At 64.3% G+C, this 20,593-nt stretch carries 22 protein-coding genes, 2 tRNA genes and 1 pseudogene; 16 read left to right on the top strand and 9 right to left on the bottom strand.

From position 1 onward, the window contains the following. Positions 1-9: 9 nt before the first annotated feature. Positions 10-537: a molybdopterin-guanine dinucleotide biosynthesis protein B gene (mobB, locus tag BM118_RS23615; RefSeq protein ID WP_092187875.1), complete on the bottom strand. Its 528-nt coding sequence runs from the start codon at positions 535-537 to the stop codon at positions 10-12. Positions 538-745: 208 nt separating this feature from the next. Here mobB and fdhD point away from each other — a divergent pair, with 208 nt between their 5' ends. Beyond that, on the top strand, positions 746-1,636 hold the full coding sequence (gene fdhD / locus BM118_RS23620) for a formate dehydrogenase accessory sulfurtransferase FdhD (RefSeq protein ID WP_177234619.1): 891 nt from the start codon (positions 746-748) through the stop codon (positions 1,634-1,636). Further along, positions 1,617-2,258, top strand: coding sequence for a molybdenum cofactor guanylyltransferase MobA (gene mobA / locus BM118_RS23625; RefSeq protein WP_092187877.1), 642 nt, complete (start codon positions 1,617-1,619; stop codon positions 2,256-2,258). The genes fdhD and mobA overlap by 20 nt, the downstream gene beginning before the upstream one ends. Positions 2,259-2,263: 5 nt before the next feature. On the opposite strand, the gene BM118_RS23630 is transcribed toward mobA, so the two are convergent. After that, positions 2,264-2,563, bottom strand: a complete 300-nt coding sequence (locus BM118_RS23630) for a hypothetical protein (RefSeq protein WP_244550208.1) — start codon at positions 2,561-2,563, stop codon at positions 2,264-2,266. A 111-nt stretch (positions 2,564-2,674) separates the two neighbouring features. On the opposite strand from BM118_RS23630, the gene BM118_RS23635 reads away from it, so the two are divergent. Beyond that, positions 2,675-2,905, top strand: a complete 231-nt coding sequence (locus BM118_RS23635; RefSeq protein WP_092187878.1) for a hypothetical protein — start codon at positions 2,675-2,677, stop codon at positions 2,903-2,905. Here BM118_RS23635 and BM118_RS23640 read toward each other — a convergent pair. Genes BM118_RS23640 through BM118_RS23655 form a run of 4 tightly spaced genes read right to left on the bottom strand, consistent with a single transcriptional unit; the run spans position 2,872 to position 8,016 of the window. Further along, positions 2,872-4,002 (bottom strand): FAD-dependent monooxygenase, encoded by a 1,131-nt coding sequence (locus BM118_RS23640; protein ID WP_092187879.1) that lies wholly within the window; start codon positions 4,000-4,002, stop codon positions 2,872-2,874. The two genes, BM118_RS23635 and BM118_RS23640, sit on opposite strands and share 34 nt — an antisense overlap. Positions 4,003-4,058: 56 nt before the next feature. Continuing rightward, positions 4,059-6,008, bottom strand: a complete 1,950-nt coding sequence (locus BM118_RS23645) for a molybdopterin biosynthesis protein (protein WP_244550209.1) — start codon at positions 6,006-6,008, stop codon at positions 4,059-4,061. A gap of 13 nt (positions 6,009-6,021) precedes the next feature. After that, entirely contained in the window at positions 6,022-7,128 is a 1,107-nt protein-coding gene (locus tag BM118_RS23650) for a molybdopterin-binding protein (protein WP_092187881.1), read from the bottom strand. Between the two features lie 54 nt (positions 7,129-7,182). Further along, the gene (locus BM118_RS23655) at positions 7,183-8,016 is read right to left on the bottom strand and encodes an ABC transporter substrate-binding protein (RefSeq protein ID WP_092187987.1); all 834 of its coding nucleotides are present in this window, start codon (positions 8,014-8,016) and stop codon (positions 7,183-7,185) included. 320 nt (positions 8,017-8,336) lie between these two features. Between BM118_RS23655 and BM118_RS23660 the strand changes: the two genes are divergently transcribed. Together BM118_RS23660 and BM118_RS23665 are read left to right on the top strand one after the other, a co-directional pair. Further along, positions 8,337-9,230 (top strand): helix-turn-helix transcriptional regulator, encoded by an 894-nt coding sequence (locus BM118_RS23660; protein ID WP_092187882.1) that lies wholly within the window; start codon positions 8,337-8,339, stop codon positions 9,228-9,230. A 97-nt stretch (positions 9,231-9,327) separates the two neighbouring features. Continuing rightward, positions 9,328-10,545: an ABC transporter substrate-binding protein gene (locus BM118_RS23665; protein ID WP_092187883.1), complete on the top strand. Its 1,218-nt coding sequence runs from the start codon at positions 9,328-9,330 to the stop codon at positions 10,543-10,545. A 138-nt stretch (positions 10,546-10,683) separates the two neighbouring features. Here the strand turns inward: BM118_RS23665 and BM118_RS23670 are convergent, their stop codons facing one another. Continuing rightward, positions 10,684-11,646 carry a TAXI family TRAP transporter solute-binding subunit gene (locus tag BM118_RS23670; RefSeq protein WP_092187884.1) on the bottom strand — a complete coding sequence of 321 codons (963 nt, stop codon included), beginning with the start codon at positions 11,644-11,646 and terminating at the stop codon, positions 10,684-10,686. A 107-nt stretch (positions 11,647-11,753) separates the two neighbouring features. On the opposite strand from BM118_RS23670, the gene BM118_RS23675 reads away from it, so the two are divergent. The 9 genes from BM118_RS23675 to BM118_RS42595 all read left to right on the top strand — a co-directional run bounded on the left by BM118_RS23675 (position 11,754) and on the right by BM118_RS42595 (position 17,407). Further along, positions 11,754-12,728, top strand: a complete 975-nt coding sequence (locus BM118_RS23675) for a Bug family tripartite tricarboxylate transporter substrate binding protein (RefSeq protein ID WP_177234620.1) — start codon at positions 11,754-11,756, stop codon at positions 12,726-12,728. Positions 12,729-13,073: 345 nt separating this feature from the next. After that, positions 13,074-13,149: transfer RNA gene (locus tag BM118_RS23680), tRNA-Ile, on the top strand. A 181-nt stretch (positions 13,150-13,330) separates the two neighbouring features. Next, complete coding sequence (locus BM118_RS23685) at positions 13,331-14,242, top strand: helix-turn-helix domain-containing protein (RefSeq protein WP_244550210.1); 912 nt, start codon at positions 13,331-13,333, stop codon at positions 14,240-14,242. Between the two features lie 161 nt (positions 14,243-14,403). Next, a complete protein-coding gene (locus BM118_RS23690) occupies positions 14,404-14,784 on the top strand; it encodes a nuclear transport factor 2 family protein (RefSeq protein ID WP_092187886.1) in 381 nt (126 codons plus the stop codon). Between the two features lie 32 nt (positions 14,785-14,816). Beyond that, a complete protein-coding gene (locus tag BM118_RS23695; protein WP_092187887.1) occupies positions 14,817-15,458 on the top strand; it encodes a hydrolase in 642 nt (213 codons plus the stop codon). Between the two features lie 10 nt (positions 15,459-15,468). Next, entirely contained in the window at positions 15,469-16,263 is a 795-nt protein-coding gene (locus BM118_RS42585) for an ABC transporter substrate-binding protein (protein WP_210189057.1), read from the top strand. Further along, positions 16,260-16,658, top strand: a complete 399-nt coding sequence (locus BM118_RS42590; protein WP_210189058.1) for a type 1 periplasmic-binding domain-containing protein — start codon at positions 16,260-16,262, stop codon at positions 16,656-16,658. Before BM118_RS42585 ends, BM118_RS42590 begins: the two co-directional genes overlap by 4 nt. A 100-nt stretch (positions 16,659-16,758) precedes the next feature. Further along, positions 16,759-17,193, top strand: coding sequence for a universal stress protein (locus BM118_RS23705; RefSeq protein ID WP_092187888.1), 435 nt, complete (start codon positions 16,759-16,761; stop codon positions 17,191-17,193). 85 nt (positions 17,194-17,278) lie between these two features. Continuing rightward, on the top strand, positions 17,279-17,407 hold the full coding sequence (locus BM118_RS42595; protein ID WP_283806376.1) for a hypothetical protein: 129 nt from the start codon (positions 17,279-17,281) through the stop codon (positions 17,405-17,407). Positions 17,408-17,484: 77 nt separating this feature from the next. On the opposite strand, the pseudogene BM118_RS42400 reads toward BM118_RS42595, so the two are convergent. Further along, a pseudogene (locus tag BM118_RS42400) lies at positions 17,485-17,807 on the bottom strand (adenylate/guanylate cyclase domain-containing protein); the annotation flags it as partial. A gap of 13 nt (positions 17,808-17,820) precedes the next feature. Between BM118_RS42400 and BM118_RS23715 the strand changes: the two are divergent. Together BM118_RS23715 and BM118_RS23725 are read left to right on the top strand one after the other, a co-directional pair. Further along, a tRNA-Ile gene (locus tag BM118_RS23715) sits at positions 17,821-17,896 on the top strand. A 670-nt stretch (positions 17,897-18,566) separates the two neighbouring features. After that, complete coding sequence (locus BM118_RS23725) at positions 18,567-19,463, top strand: LysR family transcriptional regulator (RefSeq protein WP_092187889.1); 897 nt, start codon at positions 18,567-18,569, stop codon at positions 19,461-19,463. A 10-nt stretch (positions 19,464-19,473) separates the two neighbouring features. Here BM118_RS23725 and BM118_RS23730 read toward each other — a convergent pair whose 3' ends face one another. Continuing rightward, positions 19,474-20,553 (bottom strand): isocitrate/isopropylmalate dehydrogenase family protein, encoded by a 1,080-nt coding sequence (locus BM118_RS23730; RefSeq protein WP_092187890.1) that lies wholly within the window; start codon positions 20,551-20,553, stop codon positions 19,474-19,476. Positions 20,554-20,593 lie beyond the last annotated feature (40 nt).

Genomic DNA, 20,593 nt, shown 5'->3' on the forward strand with positions numbered 1-20,593 from the left:
GGTGCCTCGTCAGCGCATCGCAACGCTTTTCGCGACCGCTTCCTCGACCGGCATCGCCGCACGCAGCAGCAAAGCCGCCGCGGCCGGGATATCGTCGAGATGGACGGTCGGCAGCCGGGTGTCAATCGGGGCATCGGTCGCGATCCCGGCAATTCCGGGATCGTCGGGAAACAGCAACGGCTTGCCGTTGCCGGCACGATAGACCTCGATCTTGCGGTGCGGCTCGCGCTTGAAACCCTCGACCACGACGAGATCGACCGCAGACAGCTTGCTCAGGAGTTCCGGCAGCCGCGGCTCCGTGGCCCCGCGCAGTTCGTGCATCAGAGCCCAGCGGCTTGACGAGGCAACCAGCACCTCGGCGGCACCCGCCTCGCGATGGCGCCAGGAATCCTTGCCGGGCACGTCGACGTCGAACTGGTGGTGCGCATGCTTGATGACGGAGACGCGCAGGCCCTGCGCGCTGAAATGCGGGATCAGCCGCGTCAAGAGCGTGGTCTTGCCCGCACCGCTCCAGCCTGCAAGGCCGATGACTTTCATAACCGATCCGTCTCCGCGAGCGACTGGGTCTTTGGTGGAACCGCTCTCTCCACCATCATTGCGAGCGTAGCGAAGCAATCCAGACTGTCTCCGCGGGGGCATTCCTGGATTGCTTCGCGGCGCTCGCACTGACGACGAGGCGGCATTTTCGCTTTCCGCCAGCATGCTTATATCGGCTTGACCCGAATGTCATGCTAACGTCGTGGCCATGATGAAGATCGACAAAGCCCCGGTGCCCCTGATCGTCCCCAACCCGGATGACCCGCGCCTGACCCAGAGCGTGACCGGGACCGACCAGACCGGCGCCAAGGTCGAGATCAAGGTGCCGATGGAGCGGCCGCTGACGCTCTACCTGAACGCCCAGGAGATCGTCACCATGATGACGATCGGCGACTATCCGGAATATCTGGCGCTGGGCTATCTGCTCAACCAGAACATGCTGAAATATAATGACGCGGTCACCGAGGTCGAATACGACGACGATCTCCAGGTGGTCGTCGTACGCACCGAGCACAACACCAATTTCGAGGCCAAGCTGAAGAAGCGCACGCAGACCTCGGGCTGCGCGCAGGGTACCGCCTTCGGCGATCTGCTGGAAGCGGTCGAGAGCGTCGCGCTGCCGAAGGCGGAGCTGCGCACCTCCTGGCTCTACCAGATGACGCAGACCATCAACACCATGCCTTCGCTGTATCTGGAGGCGGGTGCGATCCATGGCTGCGTGCTCTGCAAAGAGGGCGAGCCGCTCTGCTACACCGAGGACGTCGGCCGCCACAACGCCGTCGACAAGATCGCGGGCTGGATGTACCGCCACGGCGTCGATGCCGGCGACAAGATCCTCTACACCACGGGCCGTCTCACCTCGGAGATGGTGATCAAGACGGTGCGCATGGGCATTCCGATCCTGGTGTCGCGCTCCGGCTTCACCGCCTGGGGCGTCGATCTCGCAAGACAAGTGGGCCTGACGCTGGTCGGCCGCACCCGCGGTAAACGCTTCATCGCGCTCGCGGGGGAGGAACGCATCGTCTACGACCAGAACCTCGCTTACGTCGAGGAAGAGTCGGCCAAGCACAAGCGCAAGGGTGAAGGTGGTGACGACTGAAATTCCGGCAACGCAAGGCGTGCTGCTCGCCGGCGGTCTCGCGCGACGCATGGGCGGCGGCGACAAGCCGATGCGCACCATCGGCGGACGCACCATCCTGGAGCGCGTGATCGCACGCCTTTCGCCCCAGTGCAGCGGACTGGTCCTCAATGCCAACGGCGATCCCGCGCGTTTCGCCGCGTTCGGTTTGCAGGTCGTCGCCGACGACGTGCCCGGCTTTCCCGGCCCGCTCGCCGGCATCCTCGCCGCGCTCGACTGGACCGCGGCGAACCGGCCGGAGATCGCATGGGTGCTCAGCGCCGCCGGCGACTGTCCATTCCTGCCGCGCGATCTCGTCGCGCGCCTGCATGAAGCCCGTGAGCGGGAGAGCGCGCAGCTCGCGGTCGCCGCATCAGGCGACCAGTCGCATCCGGTGATCGGGCTGTGGCGCGTTGCCTTGCGCGACCAACTGCGCCACGCGCTGGTCGTCGAGGACCTGCGCAAGATCGACCGCTGGACCGCACGCTATCCGCTCGCGACGGTGACGTGGCCGGCCGAGCCGCTCGATCCGTTCTTCAATGCGAACACGGTCGAGGACATCGCCGAGGCCGAGCGGCTCGCGGCGCTGGATGACGCGGCCTAGCCGCTTTACGATCTCGGAAACTCGTTGAGGAGCTGGACCCAGATGATCGCGAAGGCGATCAGGCCGCAGAGACCGATCAGGGTCGTCAATCGCGGCAACCTGTTCATCGCGACCAGCAGCCAGGCCGGCAGGAAGAACAGCCCAAAGATCATGCCGAGCGGAAACACCGCGAGCCAGTGAAAGCCGGTGCCATCGCCCGGAGGGACATGGGCGATCGCGTAGAACGTATAGAGCCAGAACAGCGTACCGGCGGCCGCAATCAGCGCGGCGATCTTGCGGAAATTAAAAGGCATTGGCGCGGTCATGGCCTGGCTCATGCCCCTTTGGTCGCTGCTGCCGCCATTCGAGTTCATGGGGACATCGAACCGGGCCAAGGCCGGAGGCGACTACTGATCGGGACGTTGCCCGGATGAGCCATGGCCGACTCTCTCCTGAATGCCGTCTTCGCAGTCGTCGATTTCGTCTTCGATCTTTCTGAGACGATCGATCGCACGAGACAGCTGAGCAAGCCGGAGACCGTCGACGTTCCCCCGGAACCGAAGCCGCTACCACCTGCCGCACAACGAGCGCTCGCTGAAGCCGAGGAGCGGGAGCGTGCGCGCGACCGGGCCGCTCAGGCCGCCAGCGGCACCGACCAGGCGTCGTAGCCGTAGACCCAGCTCGTATCGGTCCTCTCCCTCAGCCAGATGTTGGCGCGCGAGGTCTCCTGCACCCGCGTCGTGCGCTCCTTGCGCGTCGCCTCGAAGCGGCGGAACGCGCCTGCAATACCATCGCGGTCAACGCCATCAAGGCAGCGCGAGAGCACGGCGGCGTCCTCGATCGCCATCGCCGCGCCCTGCGCCATGTAGGGCGTCATCGGATGGCAGGCATCGCCGAGCAGCGTCACCTTGCCGTCGGCCCAGCGATCGAGCGCCTCGCGATCCATGATCGCCCATTTGTGCACGTCGGGGCACGCCGCGAGCACCAGCCCGACCTGCGGATGAAAGCCTTCGAACGAGGCGCGCAGATCGCGCACGTCGCCCTTCGCCGACCAGGACTCGATGCGAAAATCCGGCTCGGGCTGGCTGGTGACGAGATAGACCTCGCTGCGATCAGGCTTGACGTAATAGATCACGATGTGGCGGTCCTCGCCCCACCATTTGGTGCAGTCGTCGATCGTCTCACCGCCGAGCAGCGCGGCCGGATAGGTGGTGCGGTAGGCGATGCGGCCGGTGAACTTGACCGGCGCGGTGTCGAACAGGATATCGCGCACCGCCGAATGAACGCCGTCCGCGCCGACCACGGCATCGGCAACGGCGCTGGTGCCATTTGCAAAAGTTAGCCGGACCCCCTCGCCGATCTCGTCGAGACCGACCAGCTTGTGGTTGAGCTTCACGAACTGGTTCGGCACCACACTCGCCAGCGCCGCATGCAGATCGCCGCGATGCGCGAGCAGATAGGGCGCGCCGAACTTCTCTTCCGCGCTCTCGCCGAAGATCATGTCGAACTTGATATCGCCGCTCTTCCAGTCGCGGTTGTTCCAGGAGCGCGGATAGAACGAGTGCTCGCGCATCCGCGCCTCCAGCCCCAGCGCGCGCAACACCTTCATGGCGTTGCAGCCGATCTGGATGCCGGCGCCAATGCGGGCGAATTGGGAGGCCTGCTCGTAGACCATCACGTCGATACCGACACGCCGCAGCGCCGCGGCGGTCGCAAGCCCGCCCATGCCGGCACCGACGATCGCAACCGAAAGCGGCCTTGCCATCGCGTCCCCCACCCTGTCCGCCGCGCAGCTTGAAATGCCGCGTCGTCGTCTATCGTCTACGCCGGCCCGAAGCCCGCTCGCGCCAGTGCCGCACGCGCCTCGTTCGAGCCGAGGGCATCGAGAAAGGCCTGCACCGCCGGTCGCTGCTTGCGCGCCGTCACCAATGCGAAGTCATAATGCTCTTCCGCGAGCGGAATGAAACCGAGGCCGACCGCATGGGCGACCGGCGCAATGGTCATGCCCCAGTCGGCGCGGTGCTGCGCGACGGCCGCGGCAACCGCGTTGTGCGAGCGCGGCTGGTTCCAATAACCTTCGGGGCGCGCACCGGCGAGCAGCCGGTCGATCAGGATGCGCGTGCCGGCGCCCTGGTTGCGGTTGACCATGATGCAGGCGGGGTCCGTGAGGGCGGCGGCAACGGCGTCCTTTGCTCTGCTGCCCTCGAAGCGCTTGTCGCCCTTGCGGAACACGATGCCCTGCATCCGCCGCCAGCCCGGCACGAGCTCGAGCCCTTCGACCAGGTAAGGCGTGTTGTAGGTCTCGGTTCTGTCGTCGAGCAGATGGATCGGCGCGAGATCGCACTCGCCCCGTTTCGCCGCCGCAAGCCCGCCGAGGCTGCCGACCGCGATCGAGCGCACGGCGAGGCCGGCATGCGCGAGCTGTGCGGTGACGAGGTCGAGGCCGGTGCAATGACTGCCGACGATGACGAGATCGGGCACGCGCACATGCGGCGTGAACAGCGTCACCTCGGCCTCGGTCCCCGCGGGCATCTGGTCGGCGAGCGCATCGATGCGCAAAAAGCCGTCGGCCTGCGCGAAGGAGGTGATCGCACCGGAGCCCTTGCCGGAGGGATAGGCGATCAAGCCGTCCCTGCCCTCGACCAGCGAGACCATGACGAATTCGGTGCGGCCGAGCTCCGAGGCGATGCGCACCGGCACGGTCGCGTTGACCTTGGCATCGGAGCGCGGCGGCAGGCCGGCCATCCTGCGCAGCACCGGCACGATCATGTCGTGGAAGGTGAACATCGCCGAGGTCGGAAAGCCCGGCAGGATCACCACCGGCTTGCCGTCGCAGACCGCGAGGCACAGCGGCTTGCCGGGCTTGAGCGCAACGCCATGCGCGACGATGCCGGGCTGGCCGAGCCGGCCGATGATGCGATGGGACAGGTCGCCCGCGCCTTTCGACGTGCCGCCGGACAGCACCAGCATATCGGCACCCGCCAGCGCGCGACACATGGCGGATTCGAGCTTCGCTTCGTCGTCGGGAATGGCGCCAAGGAAGATTGCCTCGCCGCCATTCTCGTCGATCGCAGCCGCGACGATCGCGCCGTTGGTGTCGTAGATCTCGGCCGGCGCGAGCAGCTCGCCGGGCTGAACCAGCTCGTCGCCGGTCGAGATCACCGCGACCTGCGGCTTGCGCGCGACCGCCACCTCGGCGATGCCGCAGGCCGCCAGCATGCCGATCTCGCGTGAGCCGATGGTCGTGCCGGCGCGCAGCAGCGCTTCGCCGCGCGCGATGTCGGAGCCCGCATAGGACACGAACTGCCCGGGAGATGCGGCACGGCGGACATCGATCGCATCCGGTCCGGCCGGCTGGGTGTGCTCGACCATGACGACGGCGTCGGCGCCGCGCGGCAGCGGGCCGCCGGTGGCGATCGGCGTGGCGGTGCCCGTGGCGACTTGCATCTTCGGCGCGGTGCCGCAATGGATGGTCTCGCCGTTCAACGCAAGGCGAACAGGCGCACCTTCGCCGGCCGCGGCGAGGTCCGCCGAGCGGACGGCAAAGCCGTCGACATTGGAACGGTCGAACGGCGGGACGTCGATCGGTGCCGTGACGTCTTCGGCGAGCGCCGCGCCGAGCGTATCGGCAAGCTTGCGCGTTTCGCTCGGAATCGCGCGGGGAAACAGCGCCGCCTCGAAACGTGCCATCGCCTCCTCGCGCGAGAGGATCTTGAGGAACTGCTCCTGTTCGAGCGCGCTGCGGTCTTGCGATTGCGGGATCATCGTCATGCCGGAACTCATATCACTCCCGCATTAGATAGGCATCGACGGGTGCGCCCGCTGCAAATCCCTCGTGGCTGGCAGGAATGACCAGCCATGCATCCGCACCGGCGATGGCCTGGAACGGCCACTCCCCCACCGCAAGCAGCATCCAGGCCTGATGTTCCTCGGCCAGCAGTGCGATTTCGGCAATGCCGACACTGGATGCGATTTTTCGCGCGAGCGGCAGGGTCACCTGTCGGCGGGGCCGGCGCGCCGACAAACGATCGACGAGTGGAAGCACCAGCGCGAACCAGGCTGCGAGCGCATGGTCCGGCGAGCCGGGCAAGGCGACGACGGGAACTTTGCCAAGCCGTCCGATCGCGGCGGTGCGGCCGGGCTGAAGCGCAATGCCATGGGCGATCACGTCACCACGCCGGGCCAGCGCCGTGACGGCGGCATCGCGGCGGCCGACGCCGCTGCCGCCGATAGTCAGCAGCAGGTCGCAAGAGGAAGCATCGAGCACATCGGCAATCGACGCGTCATCGCGCGCGGCGGCCTCGAACGCCTTCACATCCAGTCCCGCGACGCGCGCGATCCCGGCAATCATATGCGCCGTCGTCGTCGCGCCCGGTACGTTGACGATGCGCAGCCGCGGCCGCCGCACCTTGAGCCTGTCCGCCGCCGCGACGCCGGCGAGCATCAGCGCGGCCGGACCGACCGGATATCCGTCTGCGCCGGCAGGCGTGCGAACGGCGATGTCGCTTCCGGCGCGGCGGACGCCCTGCCCCGGCACGCCCTCCGCCAGCGCCTGCGCAAGCGGACCAGATATCTCGACGGCGTCGGCATCGAGCACACAATCGCATCCGGCCGGCATCGCGTCGCCGGCCTCGACCCAGACCGGCGCCGTCGCCAGAGGCGATGGCGAATAGGCGGACGCGCCGATGAGATCATTGGCGCGCAACGCCCACCCGTCTGTGCCGGCAATGTCGTGCGGCGGATAGGCCGCAAGCAGCGGGGCGTCCGCCGCGATACAGCCGATCGCTTCAGTCAACGGCAACGCGACAGGTGCGATCGGTTCGACGTCTCGCAGCAACGCGGCAAGCGCGGTGTCGAGCGGCGTCAGCGATGGCGGCAGGCGCTGGGTCATGCGCCATGATGGACCATGCATCGCTCCGTTTGGCAACCGCCGCAGGCGCAGATGTCAGCCGGCCGACTTGTCCGCATTCGGAAAGAACAGCTGCTGCCCGTCGACCCTGTAGCCGGCGATCGCCGCCTGCCCGTCCGGCGAGATCAGCCAGTCGATGAAGGTCTGCCCCAGCTCCTTCTTCACGCTCGGAAACTTCTCGGGGTTGACCAGCATCACGCCGTATTGGTTGAGCAGCCGCTTGTCGCCTTCGACGATGATGTCGAGATCGCCGCGCTCCTTGAAGGCGATCCAGCTGCCGCGATCCGACAGCACATAGGCATTTGCGACACGCGCAGCTTCGAACGCCGCGCCCATGCCCTCTTTGGCCTCGCGATACCAGGCGCCCTTGGCGGCGGCGATGTCGATGCCGGCGACGATCCAGAGCGCGAGCTCCGCGGCGTGCGTGCCGGAGCGATCACCGCGCGTCACGAACGGCGCGCCCTTGGCCTCGATCGCCTTGAGCGCGGTCGCGATGTCCTTGCCCTTCACGCCGGCAGGATCGCTCTTCGGCCCGATCAGCACGTAGTCGTTGTACATCACGTCAAAGCGCTTCGCGGCAAAACCGTCGGCGACGAACTTTTCCTCCTGTGGCCGTGCATGGGTCAGCACGACGTCCGCATCGCCCTTGCGCGCCTCGTTGAGCACCTCGTCGGCGCGCCGCGCGATGACCTTGACGTCGATGCCGGTCTTCTCATGGAAAATCGGCAGCAGATGATCGAGCAGGCCCGAATCCTGCGTCGCTGTGGTCGAGGCCAGGACGATCGCGCGCTCCTCCGCGAACGACGCTGCGCTGCCCGCGGTCAGGCCGCAGAGAAGCGCGAGTGCAACGGACAGGCGGCGAAAGGCCATGAGCTGGTTCCCATTGGATACGGCCACGATCATGAGGATCGATTGCGCCGCACTCGTGACGCATTTGCCCTCGCGCGCTCCCATTCGGGAAATTTCGGCAATGCACCGAGCGGGGCCGATTGCAATCGCGAGCGCGACAGCCGCAAGGCCCGCACCACGTGAGCGTCTCAGGATCGTTCACCAAAGCGGACGACGCGACGGCGGATGTGTTGCAAAGCAACGAGATGATCGGGCATGGTTCCCGCGGACGAAAATGAACTGCAGAATTCCACCTGCGACGAAAGTCCAAAAAGAAGCAAGAATTTGCATAGGAATGCAGGATGGAATTCCTGACGACCAGTGAAGCCGCCGACTATCTCCGACTTGGCGAACGCAAGCTCTACGAACTCGTCACCACCGGCGCGATCCCCTGTAGCAAGGTGACCGGGAAGTGGCTCTTCCCGCGGCACGAGCTCGATCTCTGGGTGCTGTCCGGACTGGCGCGCCCTGCGGGCATGCTGGCCACGGAGCCGCCGCCCGTCATGGGCGGCAGCCAGGACGAATTGCTGGATTGGAGCCTGCGCGAATCCGGCTCCGGCCTGGGATCGATGAGCGAGGGAAGCGCGCGCGGGCTCGAGCGCCTCCAGCGCGACGAGGTGACCGCTGTCGCCGTGCACTTCCACAGCCTGGATGCCGCCGGCAATCTTGCCTCCGACGCCAATGTGACGGCGCTGCGGGACGCGCCGGACCTGCATGACGCGCTGCTGGTCGCATTCGCGCGCCGCGAGCAGGGTCTCGTGCTGCCGCCGGGCAATCCGAAGCGATTGCGCGGTCTCGCCGACGTGCTCGCGCTCGGCGCCAGGATGGCGATGCGACAACAGGGCACAGGTGCGCAGATGCTGCTCGACGCGCTCCTGAAGCGCGCGGACGCCACCGCCCGCGACTTGCGCCGGGTGGAGACGCCGGCCCTGACCGGGCCGGATCTCGCCGAAATGGTCCGCGCCGGCCAGGCCGATTGCGGCGTGGCGACACGCGCGGCGGCGCGCTCGGCCGGCCTCGATTTCGTGCCGCTGGTCTGGGAGAATTTCGACCTCGCGATGCGGCAACGCAGCTATTTCCGCCCCACCATGCAGGCCCTGATCCGGTTCCTGAGCGAACGACGGCTGCGCCAGCGCGCCGAGGAGCTGACCGGCTACGACCCCTCGCCGGCGGGGCAGATCCGCTTCGCGGCCTGACATTGACGCCCGCCCCCAAATAGTTGCAAAAGAAACCAATTCAGCCGGGCATACCCGGGCAACACCGGCCAACGAGCCGGATCAGGGGAGGACAAGCGTGAATCCAGCAAGATTTGGACTGCCGGTCGCGGCCGCCTTGGCGGCAGCGGCGTTGCTGCCGGGTGCGGCGTCGGCGCAGGTTTCCGACAACGTCGTCAAGATCGGCGTGCTCACCGACATGAACGGTCCCGCCTCCGCGCCAACCGGCCAGGGCTCGGTGACGGCGGCGCAGATGGCGATCGACGATTTCGGCGGCACCGTGCTCGGCAAGCCGATCAGCATCGTGATCGGCGACCACCAGCTCAAGGCCGACATCGGCGGCGCCATCGCGCGGCGCTGGTACGACGTCGACCAGGTCGATCTGATCGTCGACGTGCCGGTCTCGGCGGTCGGGCTCGCGGTGCAGAACATCGCCAACGAGAAGAAGCGGCTGTTCATCACCCACTCCACCGGCACCGCCGATTTCCACGGCAAGTTCTGCTCGCCCTACGCGATCCAGTGGGTGTTCGACACCCGCGCGCTCGCGGTCGGCACCGCGGATGCGGTGGTCAAGCGCGGCGGCGACAGCTGGTTCTTCATCACCGACGACTACGCCTTCGGCCATTCGCTGGAGCGCGACGCCTCCAGCGTCGTCACCGCCAATGGCGGCAAGGTGCTCGGCTCGGTGAAGCCACCGCTGGCAACGCCCGATCTCTCCTCGTTCGTGCTGCAGGCGCAGGCCTCCAAGGCCAAGATCATCGGCATTGCGGCAGGCCCCCCCAACAACATGAACGAGATCAAGACCGGCTCGGAGTTCGGCGTGTTCAAGGGCGGCCAGCAGATGGCGGCGCTGCTGGCGCTGATCACCGACATCCACGGCCTCGGCCTGCAGGCAGCCCAGGGCCTGCTGCTGACCACCTCGTTCTACTGGGACATGGACGACAAGACCCGCGAATGGTCGAAGCGCTATTTCGCCAAGATGAACAAGATGCCGTCGATGTGGCAGGCCGGCGTCTATTCGAGCGTGATGCACTATCTCAACGCCATCAAGGAGACCGGCACCGACGATCCGCTGAAGGTCGCGGCCAAGATGCGGGAAAAGCCGATCGAGGATTTCTTCGCCCGCAACGGCAGACTGCGCGAGGACAATCTGATGGTGCACGACCTCTGGCTGGTGCAGGTGAAGACGCCGGAGGAAAGCAAATATCCGTGGGACTATTACAAGATCCTCACGACCATCTCGGGCGACAAGGCCTTCGGGCCACCGGACCCGGCGTGTGCGATGGTGAAGAAGTGACGATCGCCTAAAGCGATCGTCATTCCGGGGCGGTCCGCAGGACCGAACCACAGGTGCGCAATTGCGCACCGGGGAATCTCGAGATTCCGGGTTCGCGCTTTGCGCGCCCCGGAATGACGGCCGCTTAAGGAGCGACCGTCACTTCACCACGCCGATCTCGCGAAAATACTTCATCACGCCCGGATGAATCAGCTCCGGCTTCGGTGCCGCCGCGACGGTGTTCGCCGCCGTCGTCTCGCAGGCCTGCGCGAGCTTCTTGCAGAACATCGCCTCCGCACCGTGCAGCGTCCTTGCCAGCCGATATGCGACATCATCGGGCAGGTCTTCGCGGGTGAGGACAAAGCTCCATGAGCCGAGCGAGGCAATCGGCTCCGTCTGCTTCGGGTAGGAGCCCGCCGGCACGGTGAGCGGCTTCAGGAACGAATGCTTGGTGCGAATGCGCGTGATCTCTTCCGCGCTCAGGGCGATGAAGCGCGCGCCTGACGCGCTCGATGCGACCGCGGCAAAGCCGGGCCAGCCGATGCCGGCGCCCCACAGCGCGGCGACGCGTCCGTCCTCGACCATCGCAGGACCATCGCCGGCGCGGTCGAGATAGACGGCCTTGAAGTCTTCGTCCTGCCTCAACCCGAGGCCATCGAGCACGTAGCGCGCGAGGATCGGCAGGCCCGAGCCCTTGGCGCCGAACGCAACGGGCTGGCCAACGAGATCGCGAATCGTCTGGTACGGACTGTCCGCGCGCACCACGAACATTCCAGGGTTGGAATAGATCGCGGTGAGGATCTTCAGCGATACCTTCGCGCGGCCGATGCCGGCAAAGGCCTCGTAGGCGGGCTCGCCCGCGACCAAAGCGAGATCGAGCTCGCCCTTCTCCAGCAGCGGAATGTTCTCGTTGCTGCCCTTGGTGTTTCGCGGGGCGATGGTGATTTGCGGATCGGCCGCGTTCATCACCTCCGCGAAGGCGTTGCCATAGAGCGGAAAGCCGCCGCCAGGCGTCGCGGTGCCCAGGCTGAGTGTCGTGGTCGGAATGGCCGTGCCTCCGGTTTGAGCAGCGGCGGGGCTTAAGAGCAGCGCCGCGGCGAGAAGATTGATCGCGAATCTCATGGTCGTTCCCGGCGGACCTGCGTCAACACCGACTTGCGACGATGTAGGCAGCGGCCCGATTTTGTGAAAGCATGCAGCACAACGACAATAATGCAATGGGAGGCGTCATGTTGCGAATTTTGCGTAGCAGTGTTTTCGGGCTCGCAGTTCTTTTAGGTCTTTTCAGCGCCACACCTCCCGCCTCCGCCGCCTATCCCGACCGACCCGTGCACTGGATGATCGGCTTTGCCGCCGGCGGCCCGGTCGACATCGTGGCACGGATCCTGGCGCAGTGGCTGTCGGATCGTCTCGGCCAGCAATTCATCGTCGAGAACCGCACCGGCTCCGGCGGCAACATCGCCGCCGCCGCCGCGATCAACGCGCCGGCCGACGGATACACGCTGCTGTTCGTCGCGCCCAACAACGCGATCTCGACCTCGCTCTACAAGAAGCTACCGTTCGACTTCCTGCGCGACACCGTGCCGGTCGCGAGCATCATGCAGCTCACCAACATGCTGGTCGTCTCCAACGCGATGCCGGTGAAGACGGTTCAGGAGTTCATCGACTACTGCAAGGCCAATCCCGGAAAAGTCTCCTTTGCCTCGTCCGGCAACGGCACCTCGGTGCACATGTCGGCGGAGCTGTTCAAGGTGATGACCAAGTGCGACATGGTGCACGTGCCCTATCGGGGATCTGCGATCGCATTCCCCGACATCATCTCCAACAAGGTGCAGCTGATCTTCGACAACCTGCCGTCCGCGCTGGAGCAGGCGAAGGGCGGCAATGTCCGCGCGCTCGGCGTGACCTCGCCGCAGCGCTGGCCGATCGTGCCCGACGTGCCCGCGATCGCCGAGACCGTGCCGGGCTTCGAATCGGTCGGCTTCTACGGCATCTCCGCGCCGAAGGGCACGCCGCCCGAGGTCATCGAGATCCTCAACAAGGCCGTCGGCGAAGCCCTGAAGGACCCGAAGCTGGTCGCCCGCCTCGCCGAGACCGGCGGCATCCCCAAGCCGATGACGCCGGCCGAGTTCGGCAAGCTGGTCGCGGACGAGACCGAGAAGTGGCGGAAGGTGGTGGAGTTCGCCGGGGTTTCGGTGGATTAGGCCGCGATCTGCGGCGAGCTTGCAGCTCGCCGGTAAGACATTGGAGGGGACCCAGGAAGGCCCCTCCCATCAAAAACATCGAAAACAACCCCATGCACAGTAGAAAGATCAAGCGATCACAAGGGGTTACAAAATCCAAGAAAACGAACGTCGGCGGGACGGTTTGACCCGTCGGGCAAAACAGGACTATAAGTGCATCATCGCCAATTTCGGTAATTTAGAAATCACAGGCAGTGCTGCGCCGGCGTTTCCATCGGCCAGGGCCGGCATTGCACCCTCGCCTCCAGCCTTGTAAACGAACCGCGCACCGTTGCCGGCCGCTGCCAAAGTGGCCGTCTCGCGGCGGGGCCTGTAGCTCAATGGTTAGAGCCGGCCGCTCATAACGGTCTGGTTGCAGGTTCGAGTCCTGCCGGGCCCACCACGCTTCGCCCTTCGGGTACGCGTGGCGCGGCCAGGCGAAGACGGAAGGAGCGAGGTCCTGGCGTAGCCGAAGGCGAACCGGGCTGTTTGGCCGGGGCTACGGCTGGGCGAACCAGCTCGTATCGTACCCGGCAAGCGAACAGCGTTTAAGATTTGGTTTGTCTGGACTACAATGACCATCAGTGATCTCGTCAACGCTCGGAGCAACCTCCCTGCTTACCCGCACCGGTCGCCTGTCCTCCTTGCCTGAGAATGTGCTGAGCCTGACGACGGCGTGGCGCGAATGGAACGGCGTGCGCGTTGACGTCGATGAATTTCATTGCGTCGGCCGGGTGTCTCATCAGCTTCGCCACGAGAACGAAACCCGCCTCAACGTGCTGCTCGAAGAGATTGGAAGCCCGTGCGAGCCGCGTCTGCGCGAGGACCAGCCTTGCCCGATCGGCTATATGCCACGGCACATGCACTTTGCACCCGCCGGCATGAAAATATGGGGCTTCAGCGCCGATGCGCGCTTCGCGCGGGACGCCACCTTGAGCTTTGATCTCGCCATACTAAGCGAGCGGCTGGCCAGCGGGTTCAACGCCGATGCGGTCACCAAGCCGCGGCTACGTTTTGCCGACGACCGGATCTGGACTCTGGTCAAGCTGCTCTCCGACGCGGTGAATGATCCTGATCCGTCGAACCAACTCTATGGCGATGGGCTGACTGCAGCGATCGCGGCACGGCTCTTGGCCGATTCACCGGTGCCTGCCACAGACGGCAAGGGACTGGCACCCTGGCAGCTGCGACGTATCGTGGAATATCTCGATTCACGTTTGCCCGAGCGCGTCGACCTCGCGCATCTGGCGGCGCAGGTGGGTCTTTCGCAGGCGCACTTTAGCCGTGCGTTCAAGACCTCTACGGGAATGGCGCCCTATCGCTGGCAGCTCGACGCGCGCATTCGGCGCGCGCAGGCTCTCCTGATCGACAGCCACGCCTCGCTGAACGAGGTGGCCGAGGCGACCGGCTTCGCCGACGCGGTCCATTTTGGGCGAACGTTCCGCAAGCTGACCGGAGCAACGCCAGCGGCGTGGCGACGCGATCGCAAAAGCTGATCGCCATCCCGCCGCAGATTCGGACTGCAAATAGCAGAATCGAACAGTGTCTTCCGCAAAGCGGAGAGACACAATCGCCGCAACCGGATCGGCGAGCGACATCGCAGTGAGCGATTGACGAGGCGCGCCCTTCCGGAATTCCCAACTCCGGAGGATGGAAGATGAGCGCGCCCCCCATCGACTATGACGGCCTTATGCAGGCAAATCTCGCGCGGGTGTTCGGCGAGCGCGACACCTCTCGCAGAATGAAGGCCATTGCAGAGCTCTATGCCGGCGATGCAACGTTGTATGAACCACCGGATGCCTCGGCGACCGGCCATCCCGCCATCAATCAGGCGGTGGATGAACTGCTGGCAAACCTACCGGCCAATTTCGTCTTTGCGGCGATTGGCCCTGCCGTTGGCCACCACGGTATGGGACGGCTACGTTGGAAATCCGGTCCACCAAACGGTCCCGTAGCCGTGACCGGCACCGACGTTGCGCAAATCGAACGCGGTCAAATCAAGACCCTTCACGTCTTTCTGGACCCACCCAGCCCCTGAGCATCACCTACACATCTATCCAAGGAGTTTCTATGCCCGCCAAGACCGGCCTCGATGCCCTGCTTCGTCCTGAAGACAGCATCCTCGTACTGATCGACCATCAGCCCTACCAGTTCACGAACCTGAACAGCCACGAGCCGACGATGATCATCAACAACGTCATCGGCCTCGCTAAGACCGCGAAAGTCTTCAACGTGCCGACGATCCTCACGACGGTGATCGAGGAACGCGGCGGCTATGTCATCAAGGGGCTTCAGGATGTCTTCCCCGAGCAGAAGCCGATCAACCGCACCTTCATCAACACCTGGGAAGACCCGAACGTTACCAACATCGTGAAGAAGAGCGGGCGCAAGCAACTCGTCCTTGCCGCGCTCTACACCGAGATTTGCTTGGCCATGCCTGCGATACAGGCGCTCGACGAGGGGTATGACGTGTTCATCGTCACCGACGCTTCGGGCGGCGTCTCCCTGGAAGCCCATGACATGGCCGTGCGCCGCATGGTTCAAGCGGGTGCCGTGCCGATCACCTGGCTTGCGGTGCTCGGCGAATGGCAACGCGATTGGGCGCGGGAGAAAACCGCCGCTGGCGTCGCGGGCGTCGTTCTCGAACATGGTGGCGGCAGCGCTGTTGCGCTGGCGTGGGAACTTCAGCTTCTCACCAGCCACGCTAAGTAAGGGGCCAAACGTGCCCGCATCAATCCGTATCGGCTATTGCTTGTCGCTGACCGGCCCCGTTGCGGGCAACAGTCGGTCGGCGCAGCTTGCCCATGAGATTTGGCGGGAGGATATCAACGGCCGGGGCGGATTGCTTGGTAGACCCGTCGAACTCATCTGCTACGACGATCACGCCGATGCATCGCGCGTTCCCGGCCTCTACAAGCGATTGATGGACGAGGACACGGTCGATCTCGTCATCGGCGGTTACGGCACCAACACCATACTGCCGGCGATGCCGTTGATCATGGAGCGGCAGCGGTTCTTCGTTGGTCTGATGGGCCTCGGTGTTAACAACGCGCTCGCCTATCCCAACTACTTCGCGATGATCCCAACCGGGCCAGATCCAAACGCCGCGTTGACCGAGGGATTTTTCGAGCTTGGCGCGGCGCAGACGCCTCGACCATTGACCGTAGCGTTGGTCTCGGCGGATGCGGAATTCTCGCGCAACCCCATCCTTGGCGCAAAAGCCAATGCCGCCAAGCACGGCTTCCATATCGTTCATGAAGCTACTTATCCGCTAACGACCGAGAATTTCACGCCTGTCATCGACGCAGTCGCCAAGAGCAACTGCGACCTTCTGTTTCTCTGTTCCTATCTAGATGACTCGATCGGCCTCGTGCATGCCATCCATGCACACGCGTTTCGTCCAAAAATGGTCGGCGCTGGCATGATCGGCCCACAGAACACAGTGGTGAAGACCACGCTCGGCCCGCTGCTCAACGGTTTCGTGAACTACGATACTGGCAACCGGTTCCCAACATGATGTTCCCCGGGGTTCAGGGATTCCTGAATACCTACCAAGCACGAGCAGACGACGCGGGTGTCGATCCCTTAGGCCATTACATGGCGCCGCTCGCTTACGCCCAGATGCAGGTAGTAGCTCAGGCTGTCGAAGCGACCGGTGGCTTCGACGATGCCAGCCTCTCGGCCTACGTACGGACGGCGACATTCAACACGGTCATGGGCGACGTCCGGTTCGGCAAGAATGGAGAATGGGCGCATCCGCGCGTTCTGCAAGTCCAATTCCAGGGAATTTCCAGCCACGACGTTGAGCAATTCCGGAATGGATCGAGGCAAATCGTAGTGTCGCCGTCTGACGTCATTTCCGGAAAGCTTCGCTACCCTTACGTCGATGTCCTGTCGGCAGCAAAGGGTTAGAATCCCTTGAGCTCCCTCAGTTCCTCGCAAATTCTGCGGAATTCCGGCGGGTGGGACGAGGCACAAAGTTCGATCTGCGTCCAACAAGGTCCACTAGCGGATCAATGGGGATTACAGTGACAGTGCCCTCAATGCCGGCATTGCCTTGGCGAAGGCCTTGAACACCAGGCTGACGATCATCACCGTCACGGAAGCACTGCCGGTTGACTATGGGGGCGGGCACGACTCGGGATGGATTCCGACGCAGGACGAGATCGATAGCTTCGACGCAGCCTGCAAGGCCCGTGCAGGCAAAGTGCTCGATGACGCGCGCGCCATGTCGGAGCAGATCGGTAAATCTGCAGAACTCTTGCATGTTCCGAATGCGCACCCGGCGACTGCGATCATTGAAACAGCAAAGTCCAGGGGCTGCGACTTGATCGTCATGGCCTCTCATGGGCGTCGCGGCCTCAGGAAGCTGTTTTTGGGCAGCCAGACATCCGAGGTCCTGATGGACGGAAGCGTGCCGGTGCTGGTGGTGCCGAAGCCGGCATAAATGACCGTGCAGGGTTGACCTGGCGACGCGCGGCTGTTCCGCTGAGCACCCGCACAAGACCGCTCTCTCGCGGCAGGAGAATTTCATGGTTAGTGAAAAAGGCCCGAATATAAAGAAGAAGCAGAAATGCAAAAATTGTGAAGGCAAAGGTTTGCTCAGGAAGGGCGACAAGGTGGTGAAGTGCCAGCGCTGCAAAGGCACGGGCGTGCGGTGATGTTGAACCGACGACCTCTCCAATACCAAGGGAACGGCCCTCAGGCTGCGCAAATTCAGCGAAGTGAGAACGCCAACCTACCCCTCCACCCGCCACAGCTGCCACCGCTCCGCCACGCAATTGAGCTGATGCACCCCGTGATCCCTGGAGCTGATCGTTGACCGCGTCTTCATCAGGTCCTTCACCGCGCTCGACACCAGAACTTCGCCGGCCAACGCTTTCGCGGCGACGCACGCGCTGATGTGGAGCGAGACCGACCGCCTCGCCCCCACTCACCTTGTATTAGCCCGCATGCAGCCTCACCTTGATCTCAAGCCCAGCGTGCGCACAGCTTCGCGTATCGCGGTCGCGCAACGGACCCCGGCGGCCATCGCCTTGACTGCGCGAGCATGCCGTCCCCGTTGTCACGACTTGAGCCTGTAGCTCAATGGTTAGAGCCGGCCGCTCATAACGGTCTGGTTGCAGGTTCGAGTCCTGCCGGGCCCACCAATCACATCAGTCTCTTCCTTGGTGTTCGTTGCCCTCGGCGCGACTACCGCACCAGATACGTGCACTTTTCGTTCGTGCGCAAGTTCGCGCACCGCAAATCCGCTCGATGGCGCTAGACCGACTTGGGTGATGGTGAATGTAATCGTCGCCCACCCATCGGTTGGAGATGCTCCGACAGAGCCGCTGATTAAGAGTCGAATGATTTCTCGGTAAGATCAAGGGCCATTCCGACAAACGCCTCGTTGAACGTGCATTGAGCCCACAATTGGATTTCCATTTGTCGGAATGGCCCGATAGCAAATACGCGCGCCTCGCGAGAACTTACAAGATGAGGCGTCGGGGGCTCGAGTCAGGAGACCGCTACCGCTTCACCCCACACGACGAAAATCTGCGATACTTCCTCCAATCGTCCGCCTAAACTCAAAAATTGTCAGGCCCCAGACTGGAGCTTATCCGGCCGAAAATAGGCGTCTGTCGCGCGATCACAACGCTGCTTTTGCCCGGCCGGCCGGGGTCTTGCTGCACCGCAACTTGGCTGCAGATTTTTTCATGCGCGTGCATGCCAATCGGCACTGGATATTGCGGGTGGACCCATTCCGGGCAAAGAGAAGGACCCTCGTCCTCCTGCGTTAGACCGCATAGACGTAGACGCCGAACTAGGTAACAGCCGTTGTCGAACATCAATCTCAAGCTTCTCCATACCTTCCTGCTCGCGGCGGAACACGAGAGCTTCCGGAAAGCCGCACAGGAATCGAACCGGTCTCCTTCCGCGGTAAGCATGCAGGTTCGCGGGCTGGAAGAGCAGATCGGCGTCCAGCTCTTTCGCAGAACGCCGCAGAAGGTCTTGCTCACACCCGAGGGCCGGATCCTGTTCGAGCAGGCCAAGCGCGCGCTGCAGGAAGTTCAGTCCGGACTCGATCTGCTGACGGAAGCAGCCCAGTCGCGCAGCCGCCACATTCAAATGGCCTGCGTCCCGACGCTTGCGACCGGCTGGCTTCCGAACATCCTGGCGACGTTCAAGATCCGTCATCCGCGCACCCAGGTGCAGCTCATGGAGCTGCCGACCGGGCCGATGCTCGAGCTGCTGAGACGTCGGGATGTCGAATTCGGCGTTGGCCCGAAGATTCCGGGCATGGAGGACTTCGAGTTCGAGCCGATCCTCGAGGATCCACTTTATGCCTGCGTGCCGCCCGTCTTCGACGAGGGGCAGTCGAGCATCTGCTTTGCCGACCTCGTCGACAAGCCCACGATCATGCTGTCGAAGTCGACCGCGGTCCGGGGATTGATAGATGACACGCTGGAGGCGCTCGGAATCCTTCTCGACGTCCCGTTCGAGGTCCAGCAGGCCACGACGGCCATGGCCCTTGCAGCGTCCGGCCTCGGCGTTGCAATCGTGCCCCGGGTCGCGCTGGTGCAGGCCGGCGTGCAGCAATTTCGCATGGTGCCGATCTCCGACCATGTCGGGCTTCGCCAGGTCGGCTTGATCACCGCGCGCGGGCCGATCCTCCGCCCCAACACCGAACGGCTGATTACCTTGATACGAACCAGCCTTGCCCAGCTCCGCTGAACCCGGCGTATCAAAGCCGTTTCAGCAGAGCATCCACGACCTGATTGGTCGGCGCGACGCCGCCGATGTCGCGGGTCCTCAATGCGGGGTCCTCCAGCCCGGCGCGCACCGCAGCTTCGATCCCGTCTGCCCCGGCCCTCAACCGGCCGTCGCGATGGCGCTGATCCAGACGCCTCAGCATCAGGATCGATGCCAGGATGGTTCCATAGGGGTTGGCGAGTCCCTTTCCTGCGATGTCGGGCGCCGAGCCATGCGAGGCCTGGAAGAAACCGATCCCGTCACCGACCTCTTCGGATGGAGCCATGCCCATGCCGCCGACGGTCGCCGCACCGAGGTCGGAGATGATGTCGCCGAACATGTTCTCGGTGACGATGACGTCGAAATGAGAGGGCTTGTTGACGAGATGAACCGTCATCGCGTCAACAAGGACGTGCTCGGCCTCGATGTCGGGATAATCCTTCGCCACCTCGTCGAACACGGCACGGAAGAACGCGTAGGTCCGCAGCACATTGGCCTTGTCGCAGCAGGTCACGCGGCGTCGTCCGTCCTTTGGCGAGCCGTTGCGCGTTCTGGCCAGTTCGAACGCAAACCGTACGATGCGCTCGATGCCCTTCCGGGTCTGGACGAGGGTATCGACAGCCACTTCTTCCCTCAGTAGCGCACCCGCACCGCGCGCGGCATAGAGCCCTTCGCTGTTCTCCCTGACGATGACGTAATCAATCGGACCCGGCCGCCCCAGGGGCGACGGAACGCCCTTGTAGAGTTTGATCGGCCGCACATTGGCAAAAAGGTCGAGCTTGAAGCGGAGCGTCAACGTGAAGTCGAGCCCGGCCTCGGTCCCGTCGGGATGGACCACGCCGGGAATGCCGGCCGCACCGTGCAGAATGGCGTCGGCCGTCCTGCAGCCCTCGAACGAGGCCGCCGGGAACGAGTCCCCCGTTTTCAGGAAGTGATCGGCGCCCGCGGGATAGTCCACGAACTGCAGCGTGCCGGCCTGGACGCCGGCCTGCAGCACCGCGACCGCCGCACGCGCCACTTCAGGGCCGATGCCGTCGCCATGCACGACAGCAATTGTGTAAGTGTCCTTCATGATACTCGCTCGGTGAATTTCATCTGTGGTTGCCTCAGAT

This window comes from Bradyrhizobium sp. cf659 (assembly GCF_900113725.1).
Lineage (GTDB): Bacteria > Pseudomonadota > Alphaproteobacteria > Rhizobiales > Xanthobacteraceae > Bradyrhizobium.

Bases quoted from the DNA above. Each gene is read 5' to 3' on its own strand.
- BM118_RS23640 (WP_092187879.1), bottom strand. From the start codon at position 4,002: ATGGCAAGGCCGCTTTCGGTTGCGATCGTCGGTGCCGGCATGGGCGGG.
- BM118_RS23660 (WP_092187882.1), top strand. From the start codon at position 8,337: ATGGAATTCCTGACGACCAGTGAAGCCGCCGACTATCTCCGACTTGGC.
- BM118_RS23650 (WP_092187881.1), bottom strand. From the start codon at position 7,128: ATGACCCAGCGCCTGCCGCCATCGCTGACGCCGCTCGACACCGCGCTT.
- fdhD (WP_177234619.1), top strand. From the start codon at position 746: ATGATGAAGATCGACAAAGCCCCGGTGCCCCTGATCGTCCCCAACCCG.
- BM118_RS23655 (WP_092187987.1), bottom strand. From the start codon at position 8,016: ATGGCCTTTCGCCGCCTGTCCGTTGCACTCGCGCTTCTCTGCGGCCTG.
- BM118_RS42590 (WP_210189058.1), top strand. From the start codon at position 16,260: ATGATGTTCCCCGGGGTTCAGGGATTCCTGAATACCTACCAAGCACGA.
- mobB (WP_092187875.1), bottom strand. From the start codon at position 537: ATGAAAGTCATCGGCCTTGCAGGCTGGAGCGGTGCGGGCAAGACCACG.
- BM118_RS23675 (WP_177234620.1), top strand. From the start codon at position 11,754: ATGTTGCGAATTTTGCGTAGCAGTGTTTTCGGGCTCGCAGTTCTTTTA.
- BM118_RS42595 (WP_283806376.1), top strand. From the start codon at position 17,279: ATGGTTAGTGAAAAAGGCCCGAATATAAAGAAGAAGCAGAAATGCAAA.
- BM118_RS23690 (WP_092187886.1), top strand. From the start codon at position 14,404: ATGAGCGCGCCCCCCATCGACTATGACGGCCTTATGCAGGCAAATCTC.
- BM118_RS23645 (WP_244550209.1), bottom strand. From the start codon at position 6,008: ATGACGATGATCCCGCAATCGCAAGACCGCAGCGCGCTCGAACAGGAG.
- BM118_RS23670 (WP_092187884.1), bottom strand. From the start codon at position 11,646: ATGAGATTCGCGATCAATCTTCTCGCCGCGGCGCTGCTCTTAAGCCCC.
- BM118_RS23635 (WP_092187878.1), top strand. From the start codon at position 2,675: ATGGCCGACTCTCTCCTGAATGCCGTCTTCGCAGTCGTCGATTTCGTC.
- BM118_RS23695 (WP_092187887.1), top strand. From the start codon at position 14,817: ATGCCCGCCAAGACCGGCCTCGATGCCCTGCTTCGTCCTGAAGACAGC.
- BM118_RS23730 (WP_092187890.1), bottom strand. From the start codon at position 20,553: ATGAAGGACACTTACACAATTGCTGTCGTGCATGGCGACGGCATCGGC.
- BM118_RS23630 (WP_244550208.1), bottom strand. From the start codon at position 2,563: ATGACCGCGCCAATGCCTTTTAATTTCCGCAAGATCGCCGCGCTGATT.